The 11,899-nt window shown below is 59.3% G+C and carries 15 protein-coding genes; 5 read left to right on the forward strand and 10 right to left on the reverse strand.

Features of this window, described 5'->3' with window-relative positions:
• Window positions 1-180: 180 nt before the first annotated feature.
• Together HIJ39_RS18425 and HIJ39_RS18430 are read left to right on the forward strand one after the other, a co-directional pair.
• Window positions 181-723: a sensor histidine kinase gene (locus tag HIJ39_RS18425; RefSeq protein WP_169102325.1), complete on the forward strand. Its 543-nt coding sequence runs from the start codon at window positions 181-183 to the stop codon at window positions 721-723.
• Window positions 701-1,081: a response regulator gene (locus tag HIJ39_RS18430; protein ID WP_169102327.1), complete on the forward strand. Its 381-nt coding sequence runs from the start codon at window positions 701-703 to the stop codon at window positions 1,079-1,081. Before HIJ39_RS18425 ends, HIJ39_RS18430 begins: the two co-directional genes overlap by 23 nt.
• Window positions 1,082-1,288: 207 nt before the next feature.
• On the opposite strand, the gene HIJ39_RS18435 is transcribed toward HIJ39_RS18430, so the two are convergent.
• The 3 genes from HIJ39_RS18435 to HIJ39_RS23780 all read right to left on the reverse strand — a co-directional run bounded on the left by HIJ39_RS18435 (window position 1,289) and on the right by HIJ39_RS23780 (window position 3,953).
• Complete coding sequence (locus HIJ39_RS18435; protein ID WP_420824580.1) at window positions 1,289-1,705, reverse strand: nucleotidyltransferase domain-containing protein; 417 nt, start codon at window positions 1,703-1,705, stop codon at window positions 1,289-1,291.
• 71 nt (window positions 1,706-1,776) lie between these two features.
• Window positions 1,777-2,298 (reverse strand): GNAT family N-acetyltransferase, encoded by a 522-nt coding sequence (locus HIJ39_RS18440; protein WP_169102331.1) that lies wholly within the window; start codon window positions 2,296-2,298, stop codon window positions 1,777-1,779.
• Window positions 2,299-2,942: 644 nt separating this feature from the next.
• Window positions 2,943-3,953: an isochorismatase family protein gene (locus tag HIJ39_RS23780; protein WP_207711782.1), complete on the reverse strand. Its 1,011-nt coding sequence runs from the start codon at window positions 3,951-3,953 to the stop codon at window positions 2,943-2,945.
• Between the two features lie 102 nt (window positions 3,954-4,055).
• Between HIJ39_RS23780 and msrB the strand changes: the two genes are divergently transcribed.
• Window positions 4,056-4,481 (forward strand): peptide-methionine (R)-S-oxide reductase MsrB, encoded by a 426-nt coding sequence (gene msrB, locus HIJ39_RS18455; protein ID WP_169102333.1) that lies wholly within the window; start codon window positions 4,056-4,058, stop codon window positions 4,479-4,481.
• Window positions 4,482-4,510: 29 nt separating this feature from the next.
• Here the strand turns inward: msrB and aspS are convergent, their stop codons facing one another.
• Both aspS and HIJ39_RS18465 read right to left on the reverse strand, forming a co-directional pair.
• Complete coding sequence (gene aspS / locus HIJ39_RS18460; RefSeq protein WP_169102335.1) at window positions 4,511-5,809, reverse strand: aspartate--tRNA(Asn) ligase; 1,299 nt, start codon at window positions 5,807-5,809, stop codon at window positions 4,511-4,513.
• Between the two features lie 236 nt (window positions 5,810-6,045).
• Window positions 6,046-6,576 (reverse strand): methylated-DNA--[protein]-cysteine S-methyltransferase, encoded by a 531-nt coding sequence (locus HIJ39_RS18465; protein ID WP_169102337.1) that lies wholly within the window; start codon window positions 6,574-6,576, stop codon window positions 6,046-6,048.
• Between the two features lie 116 nt (window positions 6,577-6,692).
• On the opposite strand from HIJ39_RS18465, the gene HIJ39_RS18470 reads away from it, so the two are divergent.
• On the forward strand, window positions 6,693-7,733 hold the full coding sequence (locus HIJ39_RS18470) for an amidase domain-containing protein (protein WP_169102339.1): 1,041 nt from the start codon (window positions 6,693-6,695) through the stop codon (window positions 7,731-7,733).
• Here the strand turns inward: HIJ39_RS18470 and HIJ39_RS18475 are convergent.
• Complete coding sequence (locus tag HIJ39_RS18475; RefSeq protein ID WP_169102341.1) at window positions 7,730-8,404, reverse strand: hypothetical protein; 675 nt, start codon at window positions 8,402-8,404, stop codon at window positions 7,730-7,732. The two genes, HIJ39_RS18470 and HIJ39_RS18475, sit on opposite strands and share 4 nt — an antisense overlap.
• A gap of 260 nt (window positions 8,405-8,664) precedes the next feature.
• Here HIJ39_RS18475 and HIJ39_RS18480 point away from each other — a divergent pair, with 260 nt between their 5' ends.
• Window positions 8,665-9,597, forward strand: coding sequence for a nucleoside hydrolase (locus tag HIJ39_RS18480; RefSeq protein ID WP_207711783.1), 933 nt, complete (start codon window positions 8,665-8,667; stop codon window positions 9,595-9,597).
• On the opposite strand, the gene HIJ39_RS24320 is transcribed toward HIJ39_RS18480, so the two are convergent.
• From HIJ39_RS24320 to HIJ39_RS18500, 4 genes are all read right to left on the reverse strand, one after another.
• Window positions 9,594-10,331, reverse strand: a complete 738-nt coding sequence (locus HIJ39_RS24320) for a VTT domain-containing protein (RefSeq protein ID WP_169102343.1) — start codon at window positions 10,329-10,331, stop codon at window positions 9,594-9,596. The two genes, HIJ39_RS18480 and HIJ39_RS24320, sit on opposite strands and share 4 nt — an antisense overlap.
• Before the next feature lie 133 nt (window positions 10,332-10,464).
• Window positions 10,465-10,803 carry a PepSY domain-containing protein gene (locus HIJ39_RS18490; RefSeq protein WP_169102345.1) on the reverse strand — a complete coding sequence of 113 codons (339 nt, stop codon included), beginning with the start codon at window positions 10,801-10,803 and terminating at the stop codon, window positions 10,465-10,467.
• 52 nt (window positions 10,804-10,855) lie between these two features.
• On the reverse strand, window positions 10,856-11,500 hold the full coding sequence (locus HIJ39_RS18495; protein WP_207711785.1) for a YgjP-like metallopeptidase domain-containing protein: 645 nt from the start codon (window positions 11,498-11,500) through the stop codon (window positions 10,856-10,858).
• Between the two features lie 17 nt (window positions 11,501-11,517).
• Complete coding sequence (locus tag HIJ39_RS18500) at window positions 11,518-11,772, reverse strand: hypothetical protein (RefSeq protein WP_169102347.1); 255 nt, start codon at window positions 11,770-11,772, stop codon at window positions 11,518-11,520.
• Window positions 11,773-11,899: the final 127 nt, after the last annotated feature.

The raw sequence follows: 11,899 nt of genomic DNA on the forward strand, positions 1-11,899 counted from the left end.
AAGCTGATGCCGCACTAAGGGGACCGACAACCGATTTGCCATTTACTACCACCTCCTTTCTGGACGGTTTAGTTCAGTCTGGCTTTTCCCGGCTGTCCCGTGAGAAAAATGGATCTTGACATTTAACCGCGGGACTTATTGATTTTCGCCAATCTCTAGGAAACCGAATGGGATGGTTTCTTGTCCAGACAAAATCTGGAATCAAAGCGGGCCGGCGGCCCGCCCCTGCCCCTCGGCTACGCCATCGGGGCAGGGCCCTCCCTATTTACACCACATAATTGGACTCTAACCCGGGAAGCACACCCCGACCGCAGATTTGAAGTACATTATAGCGCCTGGGAACCGATATTGCAGGGTGATCCGCTACGGCTAGAGGCGGTCATTCGCAACCTGGTGGACAATGCCGTGAAGTATTCGCCGTCCGGTTCTACCATCCGGATCGAGTTGGCCCCTCATACTGAGGGTCTCCATCTTCGCGTGGCAGACGAGGGGCTGGGCATACCGTCGCACGATCTTCCCCGGGTGTTCGACGGATTCTTTCGCGGTTCGAACCTCCCCGCCACTCAGGGGGGAATGGGGCTTGGCCTGTACCTGTGCCGGCAGATTATTGAGCGTCACGGCGGCCGGATTTGGGCCGAGAGCCAAGAAGGACGGGGAACGACGTTCCACGTCGTGTTGCCCCGAGAAAGGGGGCAACAACATGGTGCGCGTCCTGCTTCTTGACGATGAACCCACCATCCGCTTCGTGACGGCCAGTTTTCTGCAGGAGGTAGGATTCGAGACTTGCGTTGCGGCATCCGCTCGCGAAGCGCTGGAGGTGCTGCGCCGTGAAAAGCGGCGGCCTGATGTGATGGTCGTCGACCTTATCATGCAGGAAATGAATGGGGCCGAATTCTTAAAGTGTGTCCGGGACGAACCTGAATGGGCCATGATCCCGGCAATCCTGATGACGGGTGCGGTCTATAATGCCGACATATTCCCACCCAAGGAAAGTTATCAAGCGACCCTGCACAAACCGTTTAGGATGGTCCAACTGGTAGAAACCATCCGAGGCGTGTTGGACCGCTCGATTACTGTTTAATTCGCCATCCCCGCCTCCGACCCTTTGCTGTTCTCTCAAGGGCCGGCCGTTCCTAGGCCAACGTTACGATTGTCGATTGCATCACCCGATCGTATGACGACCGCCCCCGGAAACGGGGGCCTTGTCGTCTCACCGTGACCGGAGGCGCTATGAGAGACCCTTCATTTTATCGATGGGGCCGCCAGCAAAATAGAGGATACGCCGGAATTAGGAACTAGGACTGACCGTGACATCGTTCACCAGGGTGACGAACTGCTGAATCAAGATGTCGTCGTTGTCCATTCGCCAGGCGACGGCCATGTCCACCGAAGGCGATGGCCCGGACAGCCGCGCAAAAACCACGTCCAGTTTTGGGCTGAGGCGGGCACGATGGCCGCCCTCACCAAAAATCACGACTTGGCGATTCCAATCGTGAAAATGCTGAAGGACAGACGATAGGGGATGCCGAAACACCACCACATCAATGTCCTGGTGGTCTCTCGTCACATGACCTAATGCCAAGTCTATCGACCAGCCCCCGGTGACTAACCAGGAGCCCGGAAATCCGTCCATCCAATCCAAAACGACTTCAAGCGGTTCAAAAGACCTACCGTTACCCCGATGGTCTGGGCTCAGCGTGCCCACAGGATGATGCTGCTTGAACGCGAGACCCAGTCGATGGTGCGAAATCCGCTCCTAAGTTTCGTTGCCGTGTTTTAAGAGGACACACCCTTCCCGAGGAGCTTGGCCATGCTGTACTCCTCGCGATAGGTGCCGTCCGCCATGCGAAGCGACCGGCGTCGAAACCCTTCAACCTGAAATCCCATCTTAAGATAGAGAGCCAGCGCCCGCCAATTGTCGGCCACCACCGTGAGTTCCAACCGCGAGAGTCCCTGTTCTTTCGCCCAATCGATAGCGGTTTCCATGAGGCGGGTGCCCAAGCCCTGGCCCCAATAGCTCTGGCGGATCCCCATCACGACCAGCGCGGTATGCTGAAGCCGGCGCGGGCGATTGCCAACCAAACGGAGAAAGCCCACCAGCTGCCCTTGGTCTTCGGCCACCCAAAAGTGATGACGCGGTTCCGTTAAAAACGGCTTAAGCCGTGCTTCCCAAAAGGCAGCATCGGCCGGAGCCTCGCCTGGCTCAAACAGCATAAACGGGGTTTCTTGATCCAAGTCCTGCTGCAAGTCCCGGTATAAAAGGATGTCCGCCTCCGAGAGATCGCGGATGGTTGCCATTGATGCCTCCTTCTCCCATTGATTCCCATGTAATACTGCTGATCATCATATCAGTTCTGGCGCTTCCTGCCCCGAGTTCCCACACCACAAGCAGGCAGGAGGTGCGCTGGCTGAACGCCAACAACCCCTGGCATTTCCCGGGGGATACTGCCTGTTGATATCTAGTAAGGAAAAAAGACGGAGGCTCTTCGGTGCCCATCTCCCCCTATTACCGCGAGCTCCGTGAAAAGGATCGGCACCAGGCACATTTGTAGCCCTAGCGTGGCCGCGTCATTCCGAACCAAGACAACCATAGTCGGTTCGTGCAAAGTGCCGACGATCAGCTGTGGTCGATGCCGGCGGGTACCAGTGAACTGGGAGAAAGCCCAGCTCAAGCGATTCGCGGGAAGTCTATGAAGAAACCGGCCTTCAGATGGCGCTTAAAGGTCTGGCCGGCGTGTTTGGCGGCAAAGAGTTTCGTTGGACGTATCCCGACGGCAATCAGGTCGCGTATCTCATCGTGCGACAGTGACAGGCGGGAAGTTGAAGGCACGGGACGGCGAGGTAGCGCGGTTTTCAGGGCATGCTCCAGATGCCTCGCGGAGGCTCCCGTTCCCCTATCCCGCCGACATTGTTCGCGCCCCCGCCCCCACACCCCCATGGTATTAGAACCTTATCTCCATTTGCGGGAGATATCGCCCGGAGATGCTGGTGGACTCGACCGAGCCCACCACCTCCGCCCCCATGTGGCAATAGAAGTCTTCCGCATGCGGGTCCGCATCCCAGCGCATTGCGGACGCCCCCGCCGCCCGAGCCGCCTCAAGGGCACGGCAAAACAACTGGCGTCCGAGTCCGGTTCCTATAGCCTTCGGATCAATGAAGAGATGATCCAGCACGGCCGTAGGTGTGGAGAGGAGGACAAGACTAAAGCCCACGACAGCTCCGTCATCACCCTCCGCCACAAAGCACGCTCCTTCTCGGATCATCGCTTCCGTTATGGTGAGATCCCGGCGGCAGGCGGCGAGAAAGTTCGCGTCATATCCCCAATAAGCCTTCGAGCGCATGGCCAAATCCGTGAGGAGGTCATGCTCCTCCACGTTTGCCTTCCGTAATCGCATCGCTTGTCCTAACGAACCCGCCCATTCCGCCACGGTGGTTACCTGGGCCTGGCGCGGAAAAACCTTGTCGGTCAACACCCGATGCACTTCCGGGTCATGATCGAAGCAGGCGTCTTTCAACACGGTCAAACGATAGTCCAAATCCGCGGCCTGACGTAGGGTGGACAGCACCACCCCGCTGGTCGCAATTCCCGTCAGCACCAGGTGGTCCACCTCCAGCGAACGGAGCACCAGTTCAAGTCCGGAGCCGGCGAATGCGCTGACCCGCCGCTTGACGATAACCGGCTCATTGTCCCGGGGCTTGACCCCATCCCAAATCTGCGTCGGCGGGCTTGTCTCCTCCATGCCGCCCCGCTCTTTAATGGCCGAAAACGAAAGATTTCGGGCGCTGACATCCGGATAACCTGGGCGAAATGCCACCCGCACGAAAATCACGGCTACATCCTGCGCCCGCGCCGCCTCCAAGGCCGTTTGCACCGTCTTGAGGCCGCTCGCCTCGGCATAACGCTCGACAATCCCGTTCTGCACATCCATAATCAAAAGCGCTGTTTTACCCATTCCGAGAACCTCCTCTGGATATCTGTTACATGATAGCGCAAAACCCCGCCGAGCACGGCTGCGAATGGGATATGATAACCAAAAGAGGCGAGGAGGCGAAACATGGACAACAAGCAGGAGCGCCTGCAGAAGCTGACGCCGATGCAATATCAGGTCACCCAGCTGAACGGAACCGAACCGCCGTTTCGTAACGAGTATTGGAACAACACGCGGCCCGGCCTATACGTCGATGTGGTTTCCGGCGAACCGCTTTTCTCATCGCGCGATCAATATGACGCCGGTTGCGGCTGGCCCAGCTTCACCAAGCCCATCGGGCAAATTGTCGAGAAGACCGACTTGAGTCACGGCATGCACCGCATCGAAGTCCGCAGCTCGGGCGCTGATTCGCATCTCGGTCACGTGTTCCCGGATGGACCCCGGGACACCGGCGGCCTACGATATTGCATCAATTCGGCCGCTTTACGCTTCGTCCCGGTCGAGGACCTCGAAAAGGAAGGCTACGGGGAATACCGAAAACTGTTCGAGTAAAGGAGGGACCGTGGGACGGTCCCTCCCCCCTACGGTTCCAAACGCTTAGTGTCGCGAGGAAATAAGGTCGCTTCCCGAATGTTTGCGAGACCCAACAACTTCGCTGTCAGCCGCTCAAGCCCGATGGCAAAGCCCCCGTGGGGTGGCATGCCATACTGAAAGGCTGACAAATAGCCTTCCAAGCCAGTCATGGAAAGACCCCGCTGCATCATAGCCTTCTCATAGTCTTGAAAGCGGTGAAGCCGCTGGCCGCCGGTCACAATCTCTTGGCCCCGGAACAGCAGGTCGAAGCTTCGGCTGAAGCCAGGACGTTGGAGGTCCGGCATCGTATAAAACGGCCGTTTGGCCATGGGGTATCCCACCACAAAGAGAAAGTCGGAGCCATATTGGGATCGCGCCCACTCCCCGAGCCAACGTTCATGGGCTGGCGCTAAATCCGGCTCAGCCGTCAGATCTTCGCCGAGGGCGTCTGACAGCAAGGCTAGGGCCTCTTCAAAATGCACCACGGGTATGGTCCCGGGCATGGTGGCCAAGGGAGATTCTTGCCCTGCCGCTTCCTGGGCCGCTTCCAGCATGGCTCCCATGACCCGGGTCAGAACCGCCATGACGTCTTCGGGACCGTCGATAAATCCCATTTCCGCATCCAACGAGGTGTACTGGCTCAAGTGGCGCCCGGTGTCATGGGGCTCCGCTCGAAAGACCGGTCCCACCTCAAAGACCCGTCCAAAAACCCCCACCATCATCTGCTTATAGAACTGGGGGCTTTGGGCCAAGTAAGCCGAGCGGCCGAAGTAGGGCAAGTGGAACACGTTGGCCCCGCTTTCCGACGCCGTGCCAATAATCTTTGGCGTGTGCACTTCGATGAAGTGCTCGCGGGAGAGCCCCTGACGAAACGCCTCCGCGAGCCGTGCCTGGACACGAAAGACGTGCTGCGCCGCGGGATGGCGGAGAGCCAAAGCCGCATGGGTGAGACGACTGTCGAGGCCAGCCTCAAGGGCGGGAGCCCCCAGGGACAGGGACAGCAACCCATCTGGCCTCCCGAGCACCGTAAAAATGGCTCCTCGCAATTCAATGCCGCCCGGCGCTCGGGGTTCGTCAACCACGCGACCGGTGACTTTGACCGCCATTTCCGGCTGCAAAGCGGGAATGGGACCGTCGGCGGGGGCGTGAACAATCTGCAAGAGGCCGGTACCGTCCCGCAAGACGATAAAGGTAAGGCCCCCCAACTCGCGCACACGATGAATCCACCCGGCGGTGGTGACAACATGGCCGACGAACGAGGCAACCTCCTCAACAACGCGGGGAAATTCTGAATTGGCTTGTGACATGCTTTTCGTCCTCCAAGGAAGGCCTTGTGCGGACGGGGCCTTTGCCCGTGGTGCCACCGCACTTCACAGCACGCGTGGAGGACACGCGCTGCCTTGTGGATTGCAGATAACGGTGCATACCGGCAGCCGTACTCGATTCGGGACTGCACTCCGGAGTGCCTGTGGCCGGTGCCGCCTCGGGCCTCACTTTCACCCCTCAAGGCTCGCTGTTCCGAGCGCATCAGCCACGCTCTCCATCATCGTATTGGCCGCATTATACCACCAGAACGCCGAAAAAGGACAATGCCCTCAAAAGCTCTTAGTCTGTCGTTCAAAGGATCTCGCTGGCAGGCGGCGGCGCTGCCGTCAGCCCGAATGACCCGATGGGTGGGGATGAAATAGGCTAATGGGGAGTGGCTCATGGCGCGCCCCGCAGCGCGCGCTCGTCCCGGAAAGCCGGCCCAGTGCGCCACCGTGCCATAGCTGGCAGTGGAACCAAACGGGATTTCTGTCGCCGTTGACAACAGGGCTTGTTCCAGGGGGGTGAGTTCTCCCGCGAATAACGAGAACGTAATCGCCCGGCCCCCGAAGGCGTCCTCACACAGACGCTCCATCCAACGCGGCATTTGTTCTGGAGACCGTCCATCGCGGAAGGACTGGGATGGCCTCTCGCCAAACTCCCCCGCCACCAGGACATCATCCCACCACGCCAACCATAGGGTCCCCACTGGGCTTTCCCAACGGCTCCATCGCACCTCCCGAGGTTGCCCCGGTCTCCAACGAATCACATGACGTCCTCCCGCATATCAATATCCTCTCAACCCATACTATAGCCATGCGCGCATTCATTGCGACTCTCATCGCCTGTTTATCAATGGGCATACTCACCCCCTCGCGGAGCACCGTGGTTCCTTTGACCCCCGAGGAGGCGCAGGCCAAACAGATCTTAAACCAGTTGGTCCAGTCTCAACAGACGGCCATAATATCCGGGCGGCCCCAGGCCCTGGGGCCGCTCTATGCCGCCTCCTCCGAGGCACAGGAGGCGCTTCAGATAGCTGAGACGCGAAGCCGCTACCTGGCCACTTGGGCGCGGTTGCGCCAAGTTAAGTGGGAGGGGGTTAAGGTCGAGACCATCACTCCCGCCGTGGCCTTTCATGGACACGATCAGGTGAGCTTTTACGCCGTGGAACGCGAGCGCTACACCTACCGCCTCAAAAGTCACCCGCGAGAGGTCCTAGTGTTTGGCATCGCCTCACGACACTATCTAGCTATCATTCGTGAAGACGGCCGGTGGAAATTGAGCCGCGATGACTTTACCAATCCCGTGCTGCCGGAGGACACGGCAGGCCTTGGAGTCAACACCCCCTATGGAGGCCAACCGCCTAAAAAGCCATGGGGAACCCACCGCCTCGCGGCCGTCACTTATGCCGATCTTTACTGTGGTCAGGCGCCCGGCTGCGGAAACCAGCACCGCTACAATTCCGATTACCGCAACTACAATGGCGACGGTGGCGATTGCACCAACTTCATCTCCCAAGTGCTTCGGGCCGGAGGCATTCGGCCTTCTTGGTCATGGAATTACGACCATTCTTCCGACGAGGGTAGCGGGGGCTGGACCAACGCCGGTGGTTTAGTCGACTTCCTGCGGGATAGTGGCAAGGCCACGCTGGTGGCCGAAGGATCCTATGGCGAGGTCACTCGTACCACCCCCCAATACCCTGAAGGCGCCATTGAATCTCTCGTGCCGGGCGACCTCATCAGCTACCAGGAGCACGGACGGATCAAGCACTCGGCGGTGATTGTGGGATATAATCCGGGCGGCGTCCCCATCACCGATGCCCATACAAATGATCGCTACCATGTTCCCTGGGATTTTGGCTGGTCAGGCAAAACCACCTTTTATCTCTGGCACATCCACTATCCGGATGTCCCCGTCAACCACTAGACATGCACGGCACAAGCCGCCGGCCCGTAATCCTCAATGCCGCCTAAAATGACGGGAAAGCCGGGCGCTCCGTAGATGGTGTACTGGACCAAACTGCCTTTGGGAAGATGTCCCCGTTTCGAGTTCCAAACCGTCCTGGGCACGATGTGCGCCAAAATCGGTTTTCCGACGCGGGGCGCACAGGCTGGATTCGGATGTTTTTTGAGGTTGACGGTCTGAATGGCAACCCATCCCGGGCGGCTCCGCAACACACGCCCATAGGCGTCATGATATCCTAACACCCCGACCACCGCGTGATTTTGAATTACCAAATTCACCGGCGCGTTGGTATATTCGTGATGGTCCATAAACCGCCATCCGCCTTTATAAGTGACGGCCTCGGGGGACAACGGGTACACCGACCAGCGTCGCGGACCATAGAAGTTTCGAAGAATGACCGCGGAATCGCTGTCCCTTACCATGACGCCAGACACCGTCTGGCCCTCCAGCAGGGACCGCAATACGTGGGCTCCAATCGTGGACGCTTCCGGGGTCGAATGCACGCGGGTTGGGAAATTGACATTTAGACGGGGGCGGATCCGGACATGGGCTTCGAGCCGCGCTGGAGCCGGCCGAAAGGTCGGCAGATGCGCCAGCCACCAGCCCGATCCCAAAAGCAGCCACGTTGTCACGATAAGGAGTCCTCGTTGCAGCATGAGTCCGCCAACTTTCGTGCATTCCCTACCCGTTAAACGTCAGAGCCGTGGAAAAAGTTTCGCCTACTCTCACGCATAAGAGATTTTCACCATAAATATTCCTGTTTATTGTATCATCTGCGGGCTTTGGAAAAACGGCCCCCCCGCGGGATTTGGGAATTTCAGCCTATTCTCAGCTAACGGCCCCATTTGTCAACGCATCATAACCCCGATAGACTGAGGGGGGAGGTGCCCCTTTGGCAAAGAAAAAGATCATCCTTGATGTGGATACCGGCATCGATGACGCCTGGGGCATCTACTACGCACTCACGGCTCCCGGATTGGACACCCTGGCGCTAACAACCGTCTTTGGCAACGCCGATCTCGACACCACCACCCGCAACACGCTCTTGGTCGCCGAGTGGCTCAATGCATCGGTGCCCGTGTACCGAGGGGCTGACGCTCCGTTGCTTCGGCCGTGGGGCGGTCCGGTTCCGGCCTTTCATGGCGTCAACGGTCTTGGCGACGTGTGCTTGCCCTCCCCGCTCCGTAAGGCCCAGGCCGGCCACGCGGCCGACATCATGCGCACGCTGGTCAAGGCCCATCCCGGCGAGATTACCATTGTTGCGGTGGCGCGCCTGACCAACCTGGCCCGTGCTCTGTTGGCCGATCCCAGCTTAGTTCCACTCATTCCTCGGGTTGTGCTGATGGGTGGGGCCGCCTTCGTTCCCGGGAATCTCACCCCGGTCGCGGAAGCGAATATCTGGGGCGACCCGGAAGCGGCCCAAGTGGTATTTCAAAGCGGCGTGCCGATCACCATGGTGGGGTTGGATGTGACCATGACGGCGCGACTGACCCAGGACGACCTCGATCGGTGGCAGGCCACCGGGCCGCTGCCCCATGTGCTTAAGGAGGCCACCGCGTTTTACATTGGGGCTTATCAAAAAGATAATCCCGGCAATCTGGGCTGGTGTCCGGTGCATGATCCGCTGGCTGTGGCGGTGGCAGAGTTTCCCGATTTGGTCGGCACCCAGCGCTACCCCGTGACAATCGAAACGCGCGGTCAATGGACGGACGGCATGACGGTGGTGGATGCACGCCCGAATGTCGCCCCGTCGAGCGTTGAGGTGGCTCTCCATCTGGACCAAGAACGCTTCCAAAAGCTCCTTAAAAGCCGCTTGCTGAGCTAGAGGTCCATATCGTCGCGGGTGTTGAGAGAACGGAGATGGGTTCGGTTGGACCACCAATAGAGGCCCCATCCCAGCACAAACACCAGTGCCACCATCAGCAGCAACTCGCCCCAATGGGCGTGAAGGGCGGTGCGGTACAACAGCGCGGTGACAATATTGGTCACCAATACGCCGACAGCGGTTGTCCAGGCGAAACGAAATACGGGAACTTGGCAGGCGCCAAAAATCATGTTGAGCACATCATAGGGTATAAACGAAATCCACCGCAACAAAATCAAAGCCAATGGGTTTAAGTCGCCAACCGCGCGCGTAATGGCCTGCACACGCGGCTGCTCGGCCCACCGTTTCAACACGGGCGGCCCAATCACGCGTCCCAACATATAGGAAATGCTGGCTGTGACCATGGAGCCGACCCAGACCACGATGAGTCCGCCGACGGGACCATATAAGCCGAAGGCGGCCAACGTGGGGATCTCCATAGGAAAGATTATGAACACGCTGTGTGCCGCTAAGGCGAGAATAATCAGCAAGGGTCCCCAAGGCCCCATGGCGGCGGCAAAATCTCTTAACGTCGAGGAGACCAAAGCAAAGGCCTGGCGAATCCCGATGGTCGCGGACACCACGTGCCAGCCCCACCAGACGAGCCCTACCAGCAGCAAGGCCAACGCCAAAGCCCAAATCCACTTATGAGTCCCAAGCCAGCGGACACCGCGCTGAAAGCCTTTGGGGATCACACGCCAACCTCCCCTCCGAAGCGGCGTCCTGGGCGCATCGCATAGTGGTTTTAGTATAGCATATGCGCTTTGTGGGACAGCGCATGCCGCCAATCAGAAGGCTCCGGCGGAAGAACGCCGGAGCCCGGGATAGCTACTCGGGCACGCGAATCTTGGAGACTGCCTTCAGGGAGGTTTGATCCACCATGACGTGCCAGACATTGCGCCCCTCGGCCACCGTACACATCCACACCGGCTTCCCCACCCAGACGCTGGGTGTCACCGCCTGGATTTGCCCGCCGCCGGTGGCTTTGAGCGCCGCCGCCTCAATCTGCTCCAGCTTCGCGGGGTGAGCGTAAGGCGAGCGGACTGGCAACTCCACGCGGTTGTGCCCCACCCGGAGAACCTTGACCGGTCCTTGATGAACGTTTAGGGCGTGCATCGAGGTCATCCCTAACAGCAACGCCGCCGCTTTCAATCCCATTCCGACCATTGACAACACCTCCGGGGATAGCATGTCCCGCCCCCGAATAAACATGCAAAGCTTACCAAATCAGCGATCGACCGTGCGCCTTCAGCCAAGCCTTGGCGGCATCGCATTCCGCATAGGCGCCCCGCACCGCTCGCCAGAAGGCGGCCTGATGGTGCGGATAGCGCCGATGCATCAGTTCATGCACCACCACATAATCAATGACGAAGACTGGTGCTTGAAAGAGCCGCCAATTGAGACCAATGACGCCATCGGCGCGGCAATAGCCCCAGCGACCGGTCGCGTCCGAAAGCCGCATGGCCGTGTAGTCGATGCCGAGTTGCCGGCTCCACCAATCCAGCCGTGAGGCCAGATGCGACCGTGCCTCGCGCTGGTACCAGCGTTTAATCTCCGCGCGATCCCCGCCTCGGGGCGCCAAGGGGTGATGGCCAATGGCCCGCCGCTCGCCCAGCACCCAAGCCCACCCGCCAGGGTAAAGAGCAGGCAGCTCCTCTTCCTGTCGGGCCAGCCGCTCCGACTGTTTTAAAATCCACCCCGAAAGCTTTTCGATCTCCGGTTCCCAAGGGCCCCGCCAGGATGCGGGAAGCCGCACCACCAAGGTTGAGGCGTCCTCCATCTGAAGCCCCAACGTTCGTCGGCGGTCGCTCCGCTGAACCCGCGCCAAAAAATTCTTGCCGCCGATGATGAGCTGCCGGTCCACACTCGACGCCCTGCTGGTCACGAGTCCTTACCGCGGATATCGCGGCGGCGTACCCGGTAGGCAGCCCAGAAGCCTATAACAATCAGCACCACCGAGACCAATTGCCCCAAGAGGGCCAACCAGGCTGGCGCCTTGCCCTGGATGCCCAGCAACAAAAGCCAATAGGCCAAGGCCACCAACAGCAAGGTCCAAACACCGACGGCATAAAACCAGCGCTTGCTGCGCGGGCTCCAAGGCGTGGGATCGGCGAGAAACTCTTTCCACCCGTTCACCCAAAACGAACCTCCTTTACGCTAACCCATTGTACCGAATCGGACATCGTCCCCCTAGGAGCCTTTTCATTTAATCCGAACCCGCACGGCGCGCGGGTTTGACGCATTGGACGCTGCGATTTTCCTA

This window comes from Sulfobacillus harzensis (genome assembly GCF_012933365.1).
Lineage (GTDB): Bacteria > Bacillota > Sulfobacillia > Sulfobacillales > Sulfobacillaceae > Sulfobacillus_B > Sulfobacillus_B harzensis.